This is a genomic window from Paraburkholderia bannensis, from assembly GCF_014200455.1.
GTDB classification, from domain to species: domain Bacteria; phylum Pseudomonadota; class Gammaproteobacteria; order Burkholderiales; family Burkholderiaceae; genus Paraburkholderia; species Paraburkholderia bannensis_A.
The window spans coordinates 411,507-430,008 of sequence record NZ_JACHBW010000003.1; the positions used below are offsets into that span (position 1 = coordinate 411,507).

Annotated in this window: 19 protein-coding genes; 3 read left to right on the forward strand and 16 right to left on the reverse strand. The window is 65.8% G+C overall.

Translation table 11 applies throughout. From position 1 onward, the window contains the following. Positions 1-24: 24 nt before the first annotated feature. The 9 genes from F4827_RS07565 to mltG all read right to left on the reverse strand — a co-directional run bounded on the left by F4827_RS07565 (position 25) and on the right by mltG (position 9,171). A complete protein-coding gene (locus F4827_RS07565) occupies positions 25-1,188 on the reverse strand; it encodes an AAA family ATPase (RefSeq protein ID WP_183723334.1) in 1,164 nt (387 codons plus the stop codon). A 94-nt stretch (positions 1,189-1,282) separates the two neighbouring features. Then, entirely contained in the window at positions 1,283-2,701 is a 1,419-nt protein-coding gene (gene otsA, locus F4827_RS07570) for an alpha,alpha-trehalose-phosphate synthase (UDP-forming) (RefSeq protein ID WP_183723335.1), read from the reverse strand. Positions 2,702-2,741: 40 nt separating this feature from the next. Further along, entirely contained in the window at positions 2,742-4,070 is a 1,329-nt protein-coding gene (locus F4827_RS07575; RefSeq protein WP_183723336.1) for a mechanosensitive ion channel family protein, read from the reverse strand. A gap of 227 nt (positions 4,071-4,297) precedes the next feature. Then, positions 4,298-4,660, reverse strand: coding sequence for a Rap1a/Tai family immunity protein (locus F4827_RS07580; protein WP_167068099.1), 363 nt, complete (start codon positions 4,658-4,660; stop codon positions 4,298-4,300). 218 nt (positions 4,661-4,878) lie between these two features. Next, positions 4,879-5,550, reverse strand: a complete 672-nt coding sequence (locus tag F4827_RS07585; RefSeq protein WP_183723337.1) for an ankyrin repeat domain-containing protein — start codon at positions 5,548-5,550, stop codon at positions 4,879-4,881. Between the two features lie 89 nt (positions 5,551-5,639). After that, positions 5,640-6,425: a TatD family hydrolase gene (locus F4827_RS07590; protein ID WP_183723338.1), complete on the reverse strand. Its 786-nt coding sequence runs from the start codon at positions 6,423-6,425 to the stop codon at positions 5,640-5,642. Positions 6,426-6,472: 47 nt separating this feature from the next. Further along, on the reverse strand, positions 6,473-7,510 hold the full coding sequence (locus tag F4827_RS07595; protein ID WP_183723339.1) for a DNA polymerase III subunit delta': 1,038 nt from the start codon (positions 7,508-7,510) through the stop codon (positions 6,473-6,475). A 29-nt stretch (positions 7,511-7,539) separates the two neighbouring features. Beyond that, a complete protein-coding gene (gene tmk / locus F4827_RS07600) occupies positions 7,540-8,160 on the reverse strand; it encodes a dTMP kinase (RefSeq protein WP_183723340.1) in 621 nt (206 codons plus the stop codon). Then, complete coding sequence (gene mltG, locus F4827_RS07605) at positions 8,161-9,171, reverse strand: endolytic transglycosylase MltG (RefSeq protein ID WP_183723341.1); 1,011 nt, start codon at positions 9,169-9,171, stop codon at positions 8,161-8,163. A gap of 77 nt (positions 9,172-9,248) precedes the next feature. Here mltG and F4827_RS07610 point away from each other — a divergent pair, with 77 nt between their 5' ends. Then, the gene (locus tag F4827_RS07610) at positions 9,249-10,265 is read left to right on the forward strand and encodes a folate-binding protein YgfZ (RefSeq protein ID WP_183723342.1); all 1,017 of its coding nucleotides are present in this window, start codon (positions 9,249-9,251) and stop codon (positions 10,263-10,265) included. Positions 10,266-10,318: 53 nt separating this feature from the next. Then, entirely contained in the window at positions 10,319-11,173 is an 855-nt protein-coding gene (locus F4827_RS07615; protein ID WP_183723343.1) for an NRDE family protein, read from the forward strand. A 28-nt stretch (positions 11,174-11,201) separates the two neighbouring features. On the opposite strand, the gene F4827_RS07620 is transcribed toward F4827_RS07615, so the two are convergent. From F4827_RS07620 to F4827_RS07645, 6 genes are all read right to left on the reverse strand, one after another. After that, the gene (locus F4827_RS07620) at positions 11,202-12,164 is read right to left on the reverse strand and encodes an alpha/beta hydrolase (protein ID WP_183723344.1); all 963 of its coding nucleotides are present in this window, start codon (positions 12,162-12,164) and stop codon (positions 11,202-11,204) included. Between the two features lie 37 nt (positions 12,165-12,201). Next, positions 12,202-13,086 (reverse strand): SDR family oxidoreductase, encoded by an 885-nt coding sequence (locus F4827_RS07625; RefSeq protein WP_183723345.1) that lies wholly within the window; start codon positions 13,084-13,086, stop codon positions 12,202-12,204. An 87-nt stretch (positions 13,087-13,173) separates the two neighbouring features. Further along, entirely contained in the window at positions 13,174-14,172 is a 999-nt protein-coding gene (locus F4827_RS07630) for an NADP-dependent oxidoreductase (protein WP_183723346.1), read from the reverse strand. A 78-nt stretch (positions 14,173-14,250) separates the two neighbouring features. Next, complete coding sequence (locus tag F4827_RS07635; RefSeq protein ID WP_183723347.1) at positions 14,251-14,760, reverse strand: PaaI family thioesterase; 510 nt, start codon at positions 14,758-14,760, stop codon at positions 14,251-14,253. Between the two features lie 8 nt (positions 14,761-14,768). Next, positions 14,769-15,071: a Dabb family protein gene (locus F4827_RS07640; protein WP_183723414.1), complete on the reverse strand. Its 303-nt coding sequence runs from the start codon at positions 15,069-15,071 to the stop codon at positions 14,769-14,771. A 97-nt stretch (positions 15,072-15,168) separates the two neighbouring features. Then, positions 15,169-16,668 (reverse strand): PLP-dependent aminotransferase family protein, encoded by a 1,500-nt coding sequence (locus F4827_RS07645; protein WP_183723348.1) that lies wholly within the window; start codon positions 16,666-16,668, stop codon positions 15,169-15,171. A gap of 183 nt (positions 16,669-16,851) precedes the next feature. On the opposite strand from F4827_RS07645, the gene F4827_RS07650 reads away from it, so the two are divergent. Continuing rightward, on the forward strand, positions 16,852-17,232 hold the full coding sequence (locus F4827_RS07650; protein WP_183723349.1) for a hypothetical protein: 381 nt from the start codon (positions 16,852-16,854) through the stop codon (positions 17,230-17,232). Positions 17,233-17,239: 7 nt separating this feature from the next. Here F4827_RS07650 and F4827_RS07655 read toward each other — a convergent pair whose 3' ends face one another. Further along, positions 17,240-18,418 carry an acetyl-CoA C-acyltransferase gene (locus tag F4827_RS07655; RefSeq protein ID WP_183723350.1) on the reverse strand — a complete coding sequence of 393 codons (1,179 nt, stop codon included), beginning with the start codon at positions 18,416-18,418 and terminating at the stop codon, positions 17,240-17,242. Positions 18,419-18,502 lie beyond the last annotated feature (84 nt).

Genomic DNA, 18,502 nt, shown 5'->3' on the forward strand with positions numbered 1-18,502 from the left:
ATCGGCTTACATGCGGATACAGCTTCAGCGCGCCGGCCATTTCCACGCCGGGATATCGAGCGCGTCGGGATCGGCAAAAGTCGTCGCGCCCAGGCGCCGCTCCAGCATAATGGACTGGCTACCCGCCTCGCGTTCGAGCGCCGCCACCAGCCGCGCCGCGTGCGAGACCACCAGCACCTGCGATTGCGTCGAGGCCCGCGCAATCAAACGCGCGAGCGACGGCAGCAAGTCGGGATGCAGGCTGGTTTCCGGTTCGTCGAGCACCAGCAGCGCGGGCGGGCGCGGGCTGAGCAGCGCCGCGGCCAGCAGCAGATAGCGCAAGGTGCCGTCCGACAGTTCCGCGCCGCGCAACGCTCGCAACAGCCCTTCCTGGCGTAGCGCCACTTCGAAACGCCCTTCGTGATTGACGATTTCGACGCGCGCGCCGGGAAACGCATCGCCGATCGCCGCATCCAGCGCCGCCCCGTCGCCGATCTCGCGTATCGTCTGCAACGCCGCGGCGAGATTCGCGCCGTCGTCGGCGAGCACCGGCGAATGCGTGCCGATCTGCACCTGGCGCGCGCCCGCGTGCTGATCGGTGCGGAAATGATCGTAGAAGCGCCACGAGCGGATCTGCTCGCGCACGGCGATCATCTCGGGCGCGCTACGCGGGTCGGCGTACTCGGTCATCATGCTGTCGAAACTCGCCACGGGCTGCGCAAGCGTCGACCAATCCTTGTCGTCGCGGATGCGGATCGTCGGCCCCTGACGATCGACGAGCAGCGCAGAGGGACGCAGCACCGGCCCGCTCCAGATGCACTCGCGCTTGATGACGGGATCGCGCGAGAACTGCGAAGTGGACGCGGGCGGCGGCAAGCCCAGATCAATCGCATAGCCAAAGGTCTCGCCCGCGAAGCCGAGCTTGAGACTCACTGCGTCCTTGCGCACGGTGCCCTGCACTTCATGCTCGCCTGCCGCGACCGCGCGTGCGAAACGTTCGGGGCCGGCCCACAGCGTCGATTGCAGGCCGCCCTCGCGCGCCAGCGACGGAATCACGCCGCCGCGCGCGGTGAGCGCGAGCAGTCGCAATGCTCGATAGAGATTGGACTTGCCGCTGCCGTTCGGACCGGTGATGACGTTGAGCGGCCCGAGCGGCACGATGAGCTCGCGCAGCGAGCGATAGTTGGCGATGGCGAGCGTGGTCAGCATGAAGCGTCGAAGAGGCGAGGATCAACGCCGGATCATACGCAATCGTCTCTGGATCGCCCGCGAATGCGACGCCGCTTGAGCCTGACGGAGTGCGTCAGCGCTGCTGTGGCACCTTCGCCAGATCGCTCAGGAAGCGGTCGCGCCACACGCCCAGATCGTTGTGCCGCAGCGCTTCCATATTGGTTTCGTAGCGCGCCTGGCGCTCGGCGAGCGGCATCGACAGCGCGCGCTCCAGCGCCTCCGACATACCCGCCGCATCGTGCGGATTGACCAGCAGCGCGCCGCTGAGCTCAGCCGCCGCGCCCGCGAAAATCGACAGCACCAGCACGCCCGGATCGTCCGGATTCTGCGCGGCGACGTATTCCTTGGCGACCAGGTTCATGCCATCGTGCAGCGGCGTGACATAGCCCACCTGCGATTCGCGGAACAGCGACATCAGCTTCCAGCGGTCGTACTGCTGACTCAGATAGCGGATAGGCGTGTAGTCGAGTCCCGAGTAGCGGCCGTTGATGCGCCCCGCTTCGCGCTCCAGCTCTTCGCGGATCACCTTGTAGCTGGCCACGTCCGAACGCGTGGGCGGTGCGATCTGGACAAGCGTGACCTTGCCGCGCCATTCGGGCGAATGTTCGAGCAACTGCTCAAAGGCATGAAAGCGCTCGACCAGCCCCTTCGAATAATCGAGGCGATCCACGCTCATGATGAGCTTGCGCCCTTCGAGGCTCTGCTTGAGATCGAGCACATGCTGGCGGCTTTCGTAACGCGCTGCCTGCTCGGCGATCTCGTCGGGAAACACACCGATCCGATAGACGCCCGTGCGCAGCTTGCGCCCGTAGGCTTCGATTTCTCCTTCGTGCTCGGCTTGCTTGCCCTTCTCGCCCAACTCACGCACGACGCCGTGCGCCTCGCGCGCTATGTAATCGTGAAACGCCTGCTGATCGTTGCGCGTCTGAAACCCGAGCAGGTCATAGCAGCACAGCGACTTCACCAGCTCATCGTGCGGCGGAATCGTCTGCAACACCTGCGGCGACGGAAACGGAATATGCAGAAAGAAGCCGATGCGGTTGCGCACGCCTTCGGCGCGCAGTGCTTCCGCGAACGGGATCAGATGGTAGTCGTGGACCCAGATGATGTCGTCGGGCTCGATCAGCTTGATGAGCTTGTGCGCGAGCCAGGCATTGACCCGCCGGTAACCCGCGTATTCGTCGCGCTCGTAGCGCGCGAGATCGTTGCGGTAGTGGAAAACCGGCCACAGCGTAGCGTTCGAAAAGCCGCGGTAGTACTGGTCGTAATCCTTCTTCGTGAGGCCGGCCGTCGCGAAGGTGACCGCGCCTTCCTGCACGAGCGTGGGACCGGCGTTCGCCACGGTTTCGCTCACCACGTCGCCGCTCCAGCCAAACCACACGCCGCCCGCGTCCTTGAGCGCGCCAAACACGCCAACGGCAAGCCCGCCTGCCGAGCCTTTGGTCTCCGTGGGCGTCGCCACACGGTTCGAGACGACTATCAGCCTGGCCATCGTTGCACTCCTTTTCGTCTCATCTAGCCTGCTTCCTCTGTTATAGGTTCTGGGCGCGCCCGACGGTGCTCCAGCGCGCCGCCTGTGCCTCCTGCGCAGCCTCTGCCGTCTCTACCGTTGCGCGGTCCTGTCCCGCACGCAGGCTGCTGCCCGCGACGGGATCGGCTTCGGTGTGCGCCGCCGTGCTCGCTGCAGGCTGCGCGGGCGGCCGCCATGGCGGCATCGGGCGCTGCGCTGCCTGCGTCGCATCGGCGGATGGCTCGAACACGCCGCCGTCGATCTGCGCCGCCACCTCGGCACGCGCCTTCGGCAAGTACTGCGGATAGCGCGCATTGACGAAATCGAGCAGCCCTTCGCGCACCCGGCAGCGCAGATCCCAGTTCAGCCCCGAATCCAGCGAACTCACCAGCACGCGCAACTGCATCGCACGCTCGTTGGCATCGGTGACCTGCAACACCTGCACGCGCCTGTCCCACTCGGGCGCGTGCTCGACAATGCGCGCCAGTTCCTCGCGCAGCGGCGCAAGAGGCATGCGGAAGTCGAGCCACAAAAACACCGATCCAATGATCTGCGAACTGCTGCGTGTCCAGTTCGTGAACGGATTCTCGATAAACCATTGCAACGGCACGATCAGACGACGCTGATCCCAGATGCGCACCGACACATAAGTGCCGGTAATTTCTTCGATACGCCCCCACTCGCCCTGGATCACGACTACATCGTCCAGACGGATGGGCTGCGAAATCGCAATCTGCAAGCCCGCGATCAGATTGCCTAGCACGGGGCGTGCCGCGATACCGGCAACCAGTCCGGCCACGCCGGCCGAAGCCAGCAGACTCGCGCCTATCTGGCGCACATTCGGGAAGGTCATCAGCGCCGCGCCGACGCCGAAGATGACGATGACCACCATCACCGTGCGCGCCAGCACGCGCGCCTGGGTGTGGATGCGGCGTGCGTGGAGGTTATCGGCGATATCGAGCGGATGCGCGGCCACGATGGCCTCGCCGATGGCCGCCGCGCAGCGCACGGACAGCCAGGTGATGGCGCCGACCAGCGCGAAGGCGCACAACTCGCGCAGGGTCGAGACAAAGCGCAGCGTGTCGGGAACCTGCCACCAGACGAACTCCAGCGCGAGAACGCCGAGCACCACGCGCGCGGGCTGATGCACATAGCGCACGAACACGCTCAGGTGCGGATAGGGCCGCGCGATGCGGCGCACGACGCGCGCGCCCAGCCAGTGAAGCGAAAACGCGAAGGCCAGCGCAAGCGCGCTCGCGATCAGCGTGCCGAGCCAGTTCTGCAACGGCGCGTCGGCCAGGCGCGAAACAAAATCGGAAACGGAAACGGCAACGGAATCGAGATCAGGCATCGGCGGCCAGTTCCTCCATGGGGCGGCATCGGACGGTAGACGGCAAAGATCGGACGCAGCGAAGCCACGCTACGCGAAGACGCGTAAAAAACGCTACAGAATGCAGCGGCGGCTAAAGCGCACCGCCTGGGAATCGACTAAAGAATTGGCCGTAGGTTCAACGGCATTGAGACGCGGCTGCGCACACGTGTACGCAGCCGGTTGAGAAATGTTGAATCAGAACCGCTTTAGCTACCGCTACCCGTCTTGCAGGGAAACGCCTTGCCCAGACCCAGTGAAATCGCCGTGCTGGCGTTGTAGCCGGCCACGTTGGGATTGTCGGCGATGTATTTGCGCACCGCGTCGGTGAGTTGCGCGGAGCGTGCATCCGGCGGCAAACAGAAATACTGGCCGACGCGCGGCCCGGTTGTGCCGCCGATTGCGTCGATGGTGTTGAAAATGCCATCGGCTGCCCCTTCGATGTAGGCCGCACAGGCGCTACGCGAGGCTACGTCGGTTTTCGAGCAAAGGCGGTTGAGGTCGCTGGCGGTGAATGCGAAAGCCGAGAGCGGCAACATGAGCGCGCCGGCGCAGAACAGAGCCCGCAGCATGGTTCTCCTTGATTCGTCGTGTGGGGCGGCGCCCCCGCGCCGCGTGCCGGTCACTGGCGCGAGCCGGTGGAGGCCTCGGCTGCGACGGGCAATTCCGCTATTGTGCACTGTTTTTCCGGACTGCCGCGCGGCGAACCGCTGGCGTCGTCCTTTTCATACGCGGGCCGTGAGCCCGAGCCCACGTCCGCCTGATCCATCTATGGCAAGTTCTTGCGGTGTTACTGCGCCGCCTGGCCCATGCGCGCCGACAGATCCTTGATCGCGTCCGGCGCCTTGTACTGCCTGGCGAAATCGAGCGCGGTCATGCCGATCTGGTTTTTGGCCTGCAGGTTCGCGCCGTGATCGAGCAGCAGCTTTGCGGTGCTCATGTGATCGCCGCGCGCGGCCATCATCAGCGGCGTGGTGCCGTTGGGCGACGGTGCATTCACATCGGCCGAATAGCCGATCAACAGTTTGGCCACGTCGTCGTTGCCGTTCGCGGCGGCGTAGTGCAGCGGCGTCCAGCCCTGCTTGTTGACGTTCGCGCCCTTGGTGATGAGCAGCTTGACGAGGTCGACGTCGCCGTTGAGCGCAGCCAGCATCAGCGCGTTCTCGCCGGCCTTGTCTTCGGCGTCGATCTTCGTGTTGGGGTTGTCGAGCAGCAGCGCCGCGACCTTGTCCGATTTTTCGCGCGCGGCCAGCACCAGCAGCGGCATGCCTTGATCGTCGGTGGCGTTGGGGTCCTGGCCGTTCGCGATGTCCTTGGCGACGCCCTTGTCGTCGTCGAACTTCACGCCCTTCACGAGCGAGTCGATCGGCGCGGCAAAGGCCGGTGCGCTCGCGAAGAAGGCGGTGCCCATGGCGACGACGAGTGCGGCTGCGACGGAAGACTTCAGCGGTTTCAGATTCATGTCAGGCCTTAACGTTATTCGATATCTAGTTGATCACAAACGGATTTGCCAGCAGGCAGACGGCGTTTTAACCGGTGAGCGAGAAAGCCTCAGGCCGGAACCGGAATCTTGAACAGCCGGAAAAAGTTCTGCGTGGTGACAGCGCCGAGTTCGGCGTCCGGCAATCCGCGTTGCTGGGCAATGAATCTTCCGACATGGCTGACGTACGCAGGTTCATTCGGTTTGCCCCGAAATGGCACAGGCGCGAGATAAGGCGAATCCGTTTCGATCAGCAAACGCTCCAGCGGCACGCGGCGCGCGACGTCCTGCACTTCGGTCGCGCTCTTGAACGTGACAATTCCTGACAGCGAAATGTAAAAATTCTGCGCGATAGCGCGTTCTGCGATGGCCCACGGCTCTGTGAAGCAGTGCATCACGCCGCCCGGCTCGCCGGCGCGCTCCTCTTCCATGATGCGCAGCGTGTCTTCGGACGAGGCGCGCGTGTGGATGATGAGCGGCTTGCCTGTCGCGTGCGCGGCGCGGATGTGATTGCGAAAGCGCTCGCGCTGCCACTCCATGTCTTCGATCGTGCGTTCGCCGAGGCGATAGTAATCGAGCCCCGTTTCGCCGATCGCCACCACCTTGGGATGCTTCGCCAGTTCGACGAGATCGGCCACCGATGGCTCCTGCACGTCTTCGTGGTCCGGATGCACGCCAACCGATGCGTAGACGTTCTCAAAGCGGCTCGCGATATCGAGCACCGAAGGCAGCGTCTCCAGATCGACCGAGACACACAGCGCGTGCGTCACGTCCTGCGCGCGCATGTTTTCGAGCACCTGGGGCAAGCGCTCGGCCAGGCCCTCGAAGTTGATGTGGCAATGCGAATCGACAAACATGAGCGGTCCTGCGTAGAAAAACGGGAGTGAGCGCCTGAAGCCCTGGCTCAGGCGAACATTTCACGATAGCCGAGAAAAAGCTCCTCGAACACGAGGCGCGCATTTAGCGGATGGTTCTCGACGGCGCGCTGGCGCGTCACGGTCTTGAGATAGCGCGCCAGCGCGGGCGCGTCGACCTTGCCCGCGCAATGGGACAGCGCATCCGCCGCCTGCGGGTAGTAGCGCGGACGTCCTGCCGTGCGTTCAGCGAGCAGATCGTAGGCCCAGCGCTGCAACCAGCCGAGCACGAGCGGCACCGGCAGCTTCTGCAAGGTCTCGCCGCAGGCGAAGGCGTCGCAGTTCGGCCCGGCCGCGAGCTGGGCGAGCGTCCAGTCGCGCAGCGTACGGTTTTCGTCGCTCGCGAGCGCCAGCGCCGCAAGCGGCGCGCCGCCCGCTTCGGCCAGCAGTCCCGCCGGATCGGCCACGCCCTGCTGCGCCAGCCACGTCTGGGCTTGTTGCGGCGACGGCGTGCCCATCGGCCATTGGCGGCAGCGGCTGATGATGGTCGGCAACAGGCGGTCGATGCGCGCCGAAACCAGCACGAACACCACGCTCGCGGGCGGCTCTTCTAACGTTTTCAGCAGCGCATTGGCCGCCGCGACGTTAAGCGCCTCGGCCGGATAGAGCACCACCACGCGCGAGCCGCCACGGTGCGAACCCACGCTGGTGAAGTCCAGCAGCGCGCGCACCTGTTCGATGCGGATTTCCTTGCTGGGCGTGCGCGTCTTCTTGCCTTCCTCGCCATCGCCCTTATCGGCTTTGGCGTCGTCATCGCCGCCCGAGGGGCCGACGAGACTGGCCAGCGCTTCGGGCACCACCACCCGGTAATCGGGGTGATTGCCCTGCGCGAACCAGTGGCAGGCCGGGCAGGTGCCACATGGCTGGCCGTCGGCTTGCGGCGACTCGCACAGCAGCCCCTTCGCCAGATGCTGGGCGAATTCAAGCTTGCCGATGCCGGCCTGCCCGTGCAGCAGCAGCGCGTGCGGCCAGTGGCTGCGCAACTGCTGCAGGCGTTCCCAATCTCCGCTTTGCCAGGGATAAATCATGTGTCCATTCAACCAGTTAGGATCGCACCTCAGAAGGCGGCGATGACCTGTTCGAGCTTGCGACGGATCTCTTCGATGCTCTGCGACGAATCGACGATCGCGAAGCGGTACGGCGCTTCTTCGGCGCGGCGCAGGTACTCAGCGCGCGTGCGCGTGAAGAAGGCGTCGGTTTCGCTCTCGAAGCGGTCCGGCGCGCGTGCCGCGCCGCGGCGCTCGCTCGCGGTATCGGGGTCGATATCGAACAGCACGGTCAGATCCGGCTGAAAACCGCCCTGCACCCAGCGCTCCAGCGTTTCGAGCTTGTCGCGCGGCAAACCGCGCCCGCCGCCCTGATAGGCGAAGGTCGCGTCGGTGAAGCGGTCGGAGAGCACCCAGTCGCCGCGTACGAGCGCCGGCTCGATCACGCGCGCGAGGTGCTCGCGGCGCGCGGCGAACATCAGCAGCGCTTCGGTTTCGAGGTCCATCGGCTCGTTGAGGAGGATCTCGCGCAGCTTCTCGCCCATTGGCGTGCCGCCCGGTTCGCGCGTCATGACCACGGTGCGGCCGGCGGCGGCGAGCTTCTGTTCGAGCTGCTCGCGAAACCACGCCAGATGCGTGGTCTTGCCCGCGCCGTCGATGCCCTCGAAGGTGATGAATCGGCCCCGCGCCATTTAGTTACCCCGGATGTACTTGTCGACGGCCTTGTTATGGTCGACGAGATTGTCAGAAAAAACGCTGCTGCCGTCGCCGCGCGCCACGAAATACAGCGCGGCGGTCGCGGCGGGATTGAGCGCCGCCTGCAGCGAGGCGGCGCCGGGCAGCGCGATTGGAGTCGGCGGCAGCCCGAGGCGCAGGTACGTATTGTAAAGAGTGTCGACCTGCAGATCGCGCTTGTGCAGACGCCCCAGATAGCTTTCGCCCATCCCGTAGATCACCGCAGGATCGGTCTGCAAGGGCATGCCCACCTTGAGCCGGTTCGTGAACACGGCCGCCACCTGGGCGCGGTCGCCCGCCTTGCCAGTTTCCTTTTCGACCAGCGAGGCCAGCGTGAGCGCCTCGTAAGGCGTTTTCAGCGGCAGGCCCGGCGCGCGCGCGGCCCACACCTCGTTCAGATGCGTCTGCATCAGCTTGTAGGCGCGGCGGTACACGTCCAGATCGCTCGAACCCTTGTCGAACAGATAGGTATCGGGGAAGAACAGGCCTTCGCCGCTGCCCTGCGGCGCGGGCGGCGCACCGATCGCGGCCAGCAGCTGCGCGTCGGTCATGGCGGCGGTGTCGTGGCTCAGCGCCGGATTGGCGTCGAGTTCCTGGCGCATGTGCTTGAAGGTCCAGCCTTCGATGATGGTCGCCACATATTCGTTGACGTCCCCAAGCGCCATCTTCTGCAGCACTTGATAGGGCGTGATGCCCGCCTTGAACTCGTAGTTGCCGGATTTGAGCTGGCTTTGCAGGCCGAGCACGCGCGTCATCAGCTCGAATAGCTGGGGCTGGACCGGCACGCCGCCGCGCCGCAACTGCGTGGTGACGCTGCGCACCGTGCTGTGCGGTTTGATGGTGACGTCGAGCTGCTGGACGGCAAGCGAAATGGGCTGCGTGGCCCAATATGCAACGCCGCCCGCGGCGGCTGCGCCCAGCACGACGAGCGCTGCGCCCGCTGCAAGGCATTTGTTAAGGAGGGACATGGAAACATGACTTTGGGGGACCTCATATAATAACCGCTTGCCCTCGCTAAAGTCAGGATTGACTGTTCCCCGAATCCATGAACGCACCGCTCGCAGCACAACCGACCCCCGACACCCCTTCCACGGCCGATTTCGATGCGGTCCTCAACGGCGGCGCCTACGCGAAACTGCCGCAGTTCGGCGTGATCGACGCCAACGGCGACGACGCAGCCAGCTTCCTGCACGGCCAGCTGACCAACGACGTGCAGCATCTCGACGTCGCGGGCGCACGCCTCGCCGGCTACTGCTCGGCCAAGGGCCGCCTGCTCGCCTCGTTCCTCACCTGGAAAACCGGCGAGACGATCCGCCTGCTGCTTTCGAAGGACGTGCAGGCTGCCGTGCAAAAGCGCCTGTCGATGTTCGTGCTGCGCGCCAAGGCCAAACTCACCGACGACACCGACAGGCTCCTCGTGGTCGGCCTGGCCGGCGATGTGCGCGGTGCGCTCGCACGCGTGTTCGACGCCCTGCCCGACGGCGTGCACGTCAAGGTGGACGATCCCGCCGGCACGCTGATCCGCATGCCCGATGCGGCAGGCCGCCTGCGTTATCTGTGGGTCGGCCCGAAGGAAGCCGTCGAAGCGAAGCTCGCCACGCTCGAAGGCGAACTCAAGGCGGTGTCGCCCGCCGTGTGGGACTGGCTCGACATCCGCGCGGGCGAGCCGCGCATCACCCAGCCGGTGAGCGAGCAGTTCGTGCCGCAAATGGTCAACTACGACGTGCTGGGCGGCGTGAACTTCAAGAAAGGTTGCTATCCGGGCCAGGAAATCGTCGCGCGCAGCCAGTATCGCGGCACCATCAAGCGCCGCACGGCGCTGGCAAGCGTCGCGGCCGGTCTGGACGCGGCGCACGCGGGCGCGGAACTGTTCCATTCCGACGATCCGGGCCAGCCCTGCGGCATGGTCGTGAACGCGGCGGCTTCGCCCGAAGGCGGCGTCGATCTGCTGGCCGAGATCAAGCTTGCCGCGCTCGAATCGGGCAGCGTGCACTTGGGCGCCGCCGACGGCCCCGCGCTGCGCATCCTGCCGCTGCCCTACGCATTGCCCACCGAGGTTTGAGGCGCTGAAGCCTTGACACAAATCAACGCTGCGCCCGAACGAGACCGCGCGCCATGTGCCTGATCGTTTTCGACTGGCGGCCACGCGCGAGCGATGGCGCGCTCTCCACGCTCGCGGCCAACCGCGACGAATTCCTGCGCCGCAACGCCGCACCGCTGCAATGGTGGAAGGACGCGCCCGAGGTGCTGGCGGGCCGCGATCTGGTGGGCGGCGGCACGTGGCTCGGCATGACGCGCGGCGGACGCTTCGCCGCGCTCACCAACTACCGCGCGCCGCATGAGATGCGCCCCGATGCGCCCACGCGCGGCACGCTGGTGTCGCGCTGGCTCACGGGCGCGCCCGATCTGCCCGATACGCCGCTCGCCTATCTCGACGAAGTGGCGCGCGCAGGCGATCTGTATAACGGCTTTAATCTGATCATCGGTGACTGGACCCGGCGCGAACTGGCGTGGTATTGCAACCGAGGCAATCGCGCCGATCGAGCACCCGCCCTGCTGCCCGACGGCACGCACGGCATTTCGAACGCGGTCCTCGATACGCCGTGGCCCAAGCTCGTGCACAAGCGCGCCGAACTCGCGCAGCAAGTGGCGAACGGCCCGGACGTGCCGCTCGATACGCTGATCGAGATCATGCGCGATCCGCGCGTCGCGCCGGATGCGCAACTGCCCGCCACCGGCATCCCGCTGGAACGCGAGCGCGCGTTGTCGGCGGCTTTTATCGATACGCCCGACTACGGCACGCGCGGCACGACCGCGTTACGCGTGCGCGTGAGCGGCGAGCAACTGGACGTGCAAGTCTGCGAACGCAGCGACGACGACGGCTCGCACCGCATCAAGCGTCCGGGCGGCTTCGAGCGTCGCGAACACTACACGGTGAGCGCGACGGTGGGCAGCTTCGATCGCGCCTGAGCAGTCGCCACACAATCACTTCGCGCGATCACTTCACGGCATCAAACGCCGCGCGTAGCGCCCGCGCGGCCTGCGAGTGCGCCTGCCGCGCTTCCTCGACAAAAGCCCCCAGCTTGAAGAACTCGTGGATCATGCCGTCATAGCGCACCAGCGTGACGGCGTTGCCCGCTGCGCGCAATTTCTGCGCATACGCCACGCCCTCATCCACTAGCGGATCGAACTCCGCCACCGCAATCCACGCGGGCGCGACGCCATGAAAGTCGGGCGCGCCACGCGTGCCGTCGAGCGGCGAGAAACGCCAGTCGTCGCGATCGGAAGCATCGCGCACATAGTGATTGAAGAACCACTGTATCGTTGGCGCATCCAGCAGATAACCCTCGGCGAGACGCTGGTGCGAATCGGTCTGCTGGTGACTGCCCGTGCCGGGATAGATCAACAGCTGGAACACCGGCGCGATAACCGCATCGCGCGCGAGCACGGCGCACACGGTCGCGAGCGTGCCGCCCGCGCTGTCGCCGCCCACCGCAAGGCGCGCCGGATCGATGGCGAACTGCGACGCATGCGCGTGCAGCCACGCATAGGCGTCGAAAGCGTCTTCTACGGCAGTCGGGAATTTGTGCTCGGGCGCCAGCCGGTAATCGACGGAAAAGACCGCGCAGCGCGCTTCGTGCGCGAAGGCGCGGCACAGCGCGTCGTGCGTCTGCACGCTGCCGACCGTGAAGCCGCCGCCATGAAAATACACCAGCGCGGGCAGCGGCCGCGCCCAATTCGGCTCGACGGGCAGATACATCCGCACACGGATCTTCGCACCGTCGCGCACCGGCACCTCGATATCCTCGACCGAATGCATCGGCACAGCGGGAATCTCCAGCACCGATGCGCTCTTTTCATAGGCCGCGCGCGCCGCCTGCGGCGTGAGTTCGTAATACGGCTTGCGGCCCGCGCGGGCCACCAGGTCGAGCACGAGTGCGATCTTTGCGTTGAGCGGCATCGGCGAGACTTCCGGTCTGGACTGGACTGCGTGGGCGCTACTGCGCGCGCGCCTCCTTGACTTCGGGCTTGAGCGAGAGCGGATCGGTGGGATTGCGCTGCGTCTCGATGTCCTCGTGACGCAGCTTGACCGACGCGAGTATGCCCGGATGCGTGAGGATATAAAAGCGACCATCGCGCACGGCGTCGAAGGTGGCCTTCGCCACGTCGTCAGGCGTCAGGCGGCCCGAGCGCACGGCCCGCTGCAATTGCAGATCGGCGGCCTGCTGCGAGCGCGTGGGCGGCGCGTCGTTGCGCAGATCATCGGGACGGCTGCGCTCGGCGTTGGCGATGCCGGTCGGCACGAAGGCCGGGCACAGCAGCGAACAGCCGACCTTGTCGCTGACGTTCTTGAGGTCGTGGTAAAGCGTTTCGGTGAGCGACACCACCGCGTGCTTGGACGCGTTGTAGACGGCCATCGCGGTCGGCGACAGCAGCCCCGCCACCGACGCCGTATTGACGATATGCGCGCGCTCGCCCTGGGCGAGCATGGCAGGCGTGAAACTGCGCACGCCGTTGGCCACGCCCATCACGTTGACGCCGAACACCCAGTCCCAGTCCTTCGCGCTGCTTTCCCAAGCGAAGCCGCCGGTGCCCACACCCGCATTGTTGAAGAGCAGATGCACCTTGCCCCAGGCGTCGAGCGTGGCCTTCGCGAGCGCGTCGACCTGCGCCGGGTCGCGCACATCGGTGCGTACGCCAATGGCTTGCGCACCCTGCTCGCGCATCGCCGCGACCGCGCCTTCGAGCGCGTCGGCATCGACATCGGCGAGCACGAGCTTCATGCCAAGCGCCGCGGCCTGCTGCGCGAAAGCGCGGCCAAAGCCGCTGGCGGCGCCGGTGATGACGGCCACGCGGCCTTCGAACTGGAACGGATCGGACATCGCGTCTCCTTTTGAATTCGTTAGTACTGCACACACATCAAAAAACAGGCCAGCACCTCATGGCTGGCCGGTTCTCTACCTCTGTCGTCAGATCAGCTTGACGAGTTGCTTGCCGAAGTTCTGCCCCTTGAGCATGCCGAGGAATGCGGCAGGCGCGTTTTCGAGGCCTTCGGCCACGGTCTCGCGATAGGCCAGCTTCTTTTGCGCAACCAGAGCGCCGAGCTCCGTCAACGCCTGCGGCCACACATCCAGATGCTCGCTGACGATAAAGCCCTGCACCAGCAAGCGTTGCGTGAGGATCAGTTGCGGATACTTGAGCGGCACCGGCTCGCCGTCATAACCCGCGATCATGCCGCACAACGCGATGCGCCCGAATGCGTTCATGCGCGCCAGCGTGGCGTCGAGCACCGCGCCGCCCACGTTCTCGAAGTAACCGTCCACGCCGTCGGGCGTCGCGGCCTTGAGGTCCTGATAGAGGTTGCCGCCCTTGTAGTCGACGCAGGCGTCAAAGCCCAGTTCCTCCACCACGTAGCGGCATTTTTCCGCGCCGCCTGCGATACCCACGGCGCGGCAGCCGGCGCGCTTCGCTAGTTGCCCGACGACGCTGCCCACCGCGCCGCTCGCCGCGCTCACCACCACCGTCTCGCCCGCCTTCGGCGCGATGATGCGGTTCAGGCCGTACCAGCCCGTCACGCCCGGCATGCCCACCGGGCCGAGATACGCGGACAGCGGCACATGCGTCGTATCGACGACATGCAGATCGCTGCCGTCCGAGGTGCCGAATTCCTGCCAGCCGGCCATGCCGACCACCTTGTCGCCCACCTTGAACTTCGGATTGAGCGACTCGACCACTTCGCCCGTGGTGCCGCCGATCATCACCGAATCGAGCGGCTGCGGCACCGCGTACGACTTGCTGTCGTTCATGCGCCCGCGCATATACGGGTCGAGCGAGAGCCAGTGATTGCGCACGCGCACCTGACCCTGCGCGAGCGGCGCGAGCGGCGTTTCGACGAGACGGAAGTTATCGACGCTGGCGACGCCTTCAGGGCGCGACGCGAGCAGGATCTGACGATTGGTCTGGGTCATGGCGTTCGGGTTGACTATATGAAAGCGCGGCTTGCACCGCGCGGAGGGAAAACATCAGAAAAGCAACGGCGGCGAGCTTCAGCCGTCGCTGGGGCCCGGCGTCGCGTCCGGGTCGCTGCGCAGGCGCTGACGCACCACATCGCGACCCACGGCGAGACGCCGCATGTACTTGAAGGTGCCGAGCGCCTTGGCGACGAAATGGCCTTCGCTGTCGCGGATCTCGCCTTCGCAATAGGCCATCGTGGTCGAGCGATGCAGCACGCGGCCGTAGGCACGCAACTCGCCGCGACCAGGCTGCATGAAATTCACCTTTATTTCGACGGTGACGACGCCCACGCCATCGGCGGCCACGCTGCGCGCGGCCATCGCCAGCGCGATATCGGCGAGCGTCATGGTCACGCCGCCGTGCGCGACCTGCCACGTATTCATGTGGCGCTGCGCGAGCGGCAGCAGCACTTCGCTGGCGCCGTCGCGCGCGCTCACGAGCTTCGCGCCCAGTTCATCGACGAACGGGCTTTCGATCGTGGGCTGCTGTGTGGCCTGCTGTGTGGCCTCTCGCGTGCCGCTTTGTTTCGTATCGACAGTCATGGCTCAAATCACGCGACGTAATCGACGCACTGGCGCGTCTCCACCACGAGCTTCGCGAAGTCCTTCACCTTCTGGTGTTCCGGATGCACCTGGTAGGCGTCGAGCGCGGTCTTATCGGCGAAATCGGACACCAGCACGAGGTCGTAAGTCGACTCCAGGCCCGCGCCCGCGATGCCCACTTCGAGATGCAGGGTGCCCGGCACCAGATCGCGGCAGCCTTCGAGCAGCGCGCGGAACTTCGCGACATTCTCGGCGCGCGTTGCCCCTTCGGCCGATTCCTTGAGCTTCCACATCACGATATGACGAATCACCTTGATCACCTTTTCTGTCTTGAACGCAGAGCGCGCCATGCTGGCGCGAAACTGCCGTCATGATAACCGCGCGTCATGCGTCACGAGAGCCACGCCTTCAGCCCTTCTGCGCGGCTAATCGGTGTGCGATCGCGCCGAGACGCGCGAGCGCGGCATCGGCGCTCTGCGGGTCGGGCCCCGGACAACTCACGCGGATAAACCGGTCGAAACGGTTTGAATTCGAGAACACCGTGCCGGGCATGATGCGGATGCGCTCAGACAGCGCGGCATCGAACAGCGCCATCGAATCGACGCCCGGCGGCAACTCGATCCAGAACGCCATGCCGCCACGGGGCGGCGTGAAGCGCGTGCCTGCAGGGAATGATGCGCTGATCCCCTGCGCCATGCGCGCGCGCTGCAACGCCAGTCGTTCGCGCAGGCGGCGCAGATGCCGCTCGTGCGCCTGGCTCTGCAAAAACTCGGCGAGCACCGCCTGCGAAAGCGGCTCGTTCAGGCGCGATTGCGCGAACTTGAGCATCGCAATGCGCGAATGCCAGCGCCCGCCCGCCATCCAGCCCACCCGCATGCCGGGCGCGAGCGTCTTGTTGAACGAGGTGCAATGGATCACATCACCCTGCGTGTCCCAGGACTTGAGCGCGCGCGGCGGCGCGTCGCTTTCCACCAGTTCGCGATAGGGATCGTCCTCGATCACGGCAACGCCCGCTTCGCTGCACAGCTCGACGATGCGCTGCTTGTGCGCATCCTGCATTACGCAGCCAAGCGGATTCTGGATATGCGGCACGACCACCAGTGCCTTGACTTGCGACTCACCCGCCTGCTGGCGCAACGCGAATTCAAGCGCCTCGACCGACAGGCCCGTCGTGGGGCTCGCGGGAATTTCGAGCGCGCGCAGGCCCAGGCTTTCGAGCACCTGCAGCAAGCCATAAAAACACGGCGATTCGACCGCGACGGTGTCGCCCGGCTGGGTCACCGCGCGCAGCGCGAGATTGACGGCTTCGGTGCCGCCGTGGGTCATGACGATTTCGTCCGGATGGACGGTAAAACCGGCGGTCAGCGCACGGCGCGCGATCACGGCGCGCAGGCGCGGATCGCCGCGTTCGTGGCCGGGCGCGGTGAGCAGATCGGGGCGGTGGCGCAACGTGCGCACAGCGATCTTCTGCAGTGCTTCGCCAGGAAAGAGCGCATCGGCGGCGGTCACGCCGCCCAGGTTGAGCGCGTCGGGCACCTGCTGCCAGCGCGCGACGAGCGCCGATATATTCGCGTGGATGCCGACGAACTGTGCTTGAGCCAGTCGTGCTTCCTGCCACTCAGGCTGCCAGTCAGACTGCCACTCAGGCTCGCGCGCCGCCGGCAATGTGCTGGCGACGGCGCGCACGAAATAGCCTTCGCGCGGACGCGCTTCGATCAGCGCCTCGCGTTCGAGCACGCGGTAGCTTTCGGTGGCGGTGGCAAGACTGACCTCATGCTGGCGCATGAAAGCGCGCATCGACGGCATGCGGTCGCCCGCACGCAGCACGCCACTTTCGATACTTCGCCGGTATTGGCCGGCCAGTTGCCGGTAAAGAGGCTGCTGATTGGGCTGGGAGCGGTCGTTCATCGATCGATGATGCCAGACGCGCGCGCTACCGCAACAGATACACGCAAAGGCCGATTGCACCGGTACAGCGCGCGCAGCGCGGGCGCTGTAGCGCAACGATTGCCGCCGTCCTGCGGCTGTTGCAGGCGAGCGCGCACTTTTAAGCTGGCTGCCTGACTTCGCTTCATCGACCGGATCTCGACCATGCACGACTCGACACGCTCCGAAATGGGCACCTTACGCACCGTCGCACTCGTGCGCGGCGCAATCCATACGCTCGAACTGCGCCGTGGCGCGGCGATCGTCGCGGTGGAGGGCGAACTGCTGATCAGGTATCGCAATGCGGCGCTCGCCTCGCTCGGCCAGCTTGCGCCCGAACAGACGCTGCATCTGCACGAAGGCGAGCAATACGTTGCACATGAGCGAAATGGCTACGCGGTGAGCGCTGCGCAAACACCCGGCGCGCGCTTCCTGCTGCAGGAGCCGCCCAAGCCCGCGCGCGCCGCATGGATCACGCTGAAGAGACGTCTGTCGCGGGCGCTCGCGTGGCTGCGCGCCCGCCCGCAACAGTCAGACACCGCCTGATCCGCGCTCAAACGACCTCGAACAGCCCCGCCGCGCCCTGGCCGCCGCCGATACACATCGTGACGACCACAAGTTTCGCGCCACGGCGCTTGCCTTCGATCAGCGCGTGACCGGTCAGACGCGCGCCCGACACGCCATACGGGTGGCCTACCGCAATCGCGCCGCCGTTGACGTTGAGGCGATCGGCGGGAATGCCCAGCTTGTCGCGGCAGTAAAGCACCTGCACGGCGAACGCTTCGTTCAGTTCCCACAGGTCGATATCCTCGACTTTGAGGCCCGCCTGCTTGAGCAGCTTCGGCACCGCGAACACCGGGCCGATGCCCATTTCATCGGGCTCGCAACCGGCCACCGCGAAGCCGCGGAAGATGCCCAGCGGCTGCAACCCTTCGCGCTCCGCCACCTTGGCGTTCATCACCACGCAGGCGCTGGCGCCGTCCGAGAACTGGCTGGCGTTGCCCGCGGTGATGACGCCGCCTGGAATCGCCGTGCGGATCTTCGACACGCCTTCAAGCGTGGTATCGGCGCGAATGCCCTCGTCGGCAGAAATCGTCACTTCCTTAGTGATGAGCTGGCCCGTGGCCTTGTCGCCGACACCGGCAAGCACGGTCATCGGCACGATTTCATCGTTGAACAGTCCTGCGGCCTGCGCCGCCGCTGCGCGCAGTTGCGACTGCACGCCGTACTCGTCCTGGCGCTCCTTCGAAATCTCGTAGCGCCTGGCGACGGTTTCGGCCGTTTGCAGCATGCTCCAGTAGATTTCCGGCTTGTGCTGGTTGAGCCAGCCTTCGGCCATCATGTGGCGGTTCATCTCGTTCTGCACGCACGAGATCGATTCCACGCCGCCTGCCACGAACACGTCGCCTTCACCGGCGATCACGCGTTGCGCGGCCAGCGCAATGGTTTGCAGTCCAGAAGAACAGAAGCGGTTCACGGTCATGCCCGGCACCGAAACCGGCAGGCCCGCGCGCAGCGCGATCTGGCGCGCGATGTTGGCGCCCGTTGCGCCTTCGGGGTTCGCGCAGCCCATGATCACGTCCTCGACGCGTGCGGGGTCGATCTTCGCGCGCTCGACGGCGGCCTGCGTGACATGGCCGCCCAGCGTGGCGCCATGCGTCATGTTGAAAGCGCCCTTCCACGATTTGGCGAGGCCCGTGCGGGCGGTCGAAACGATTACGGCGTCAGTCATGCGTGTCTCCAGCAAATTTATGGATGCTGCGAATGGGGTACGGTGTTTCGGACGGTTATCGGTGAGCGATCAGACCCGGTCAGG

Bases quoted from the DNA above. Each gene is read 5' to 3' on its own strand.
- F4827_RS07565 (WP_183723334.1), bottom strand. From the start codon at position 1,188: ATGCTGACCACGCTCGCCATCGCCAACTATCGCTCGCTGCGCGAGCTC.
- otsA (WP_183723335.1), bottom strand. From the start codon at position 2,701: ATGGCCAGGCTGATAGTCGTCTCGAACCGTGTGGCGACGCCCACGGAG.
- F4827_RS07575 (WP_183723336.1), bottom strand. From the start codon at position 4,070: ATGCCTGATCTCGATTCCGTTGCCGTTTCCGTTTCCGATTTTGTTTCG.
- F4827_RS07580 (WP_167068099.1), bottom strand. From the start codon at position 4,660: ATGCTGCGGGCTCTGTTCTGCGCCGGCGCGCTCATGTTGCCGCTCTCG.
- F4827_RS07585 (WP_183723337.1), bottom strand. From the start codon at position 5,550: ATGAATCTGAAACCGCTGAAGTCTTCCGTCGCAGCCGCACTCGTCGTC.
- F4827_RS07590 (WP_183723338.1), bottom strand. From the start codon at position 6,425: ATGTTTGTCGATTCGCATTGCCACATCAACTTCGAGGGCCTGGCCGAG.
- F4827_RS07595 (WP_183723339.1), bottom strand. From the start codon at position 7,510: ATGATTTATCCCTGGCAAAGCGGAGATTGGGAACGCCTGCAGCAGTTG.
- tmk (WP_183723340.1), bottom strand. From the start codon at position 8,160: ATGGCGCGGGGCCGATTCATCACCTTCGAGGGCATCGACGGCGCGGGC.
- mltG (WP_183723341.1), bottom strand. From the start codon at position 9,171: ATGTCCCTCCTTAACAAATGCCTTGCAGCGGGCGCAGCGCTCGTCGTG.
- F4827_RS07610 (WP_183723342.1), top strand. From the start codon at position 9,249: ATGAACGCACCGCTCGCAGCACAACCGACCCCCGACACCCCTTCCACG.
- F4827_RS07615 (WP_183723343.1), top strand. From the start codon at position 10,319: ATGTGCCTGATCGTTTTCGACTGGCGGCCACGCGCGAGCGATGGCGCG.
- F4827_RS07620 (WP_183723344.1), bottom strand. From the start codon at position 12,164: ATGCCGCTCAACGCAAAGATCGCACTCGTGCTCGACCTGGTGGCCCGC.
- F4827_RS07625 (WP_183723345.1), bottom strand. From the start codon at position 13,086: ATGTCCGATCCGTTCCAGTTCGAAGGCCGCGTGGCCGTCATCACCGGC.
- F4827_RS07630 (WP_183723346.1), bottom strand. From the start codon at position 14,172: ATGACCCAGACCAATCGTCAGATCCTGCTCGCGTCGCGCCCTGAAGGC.
- F4827_RS07635 (WP_183723347.1), bottom strand. From the start codon at position 14,760: ATGACTGTCGATACGAAACAAAGCGGCACGCGAGAGGCCACACAGCAG.
- F4827_RS07645 (WP_183723348.1), bottom strand. From the start codon at position 16,668: ATGAACGACCGCTCCCAGCCCAATCAGCAGCCTCTTTACCGGCAACTG.
- F4827_RS07650 (WP_183723349.1), top strand. From the start codon at position 16,852: ATGCACGACTCGACACGCTCCGAAATGGGCACCTTACGCACCGTCGCA.
- F4827_RS07655 (WP_183723350.1), bottom strand. From the start codon at position 18,418: ATGACTGACGCCGTAATCGTTTCGACCGCCCGCACGGGCCTCGCCAAA.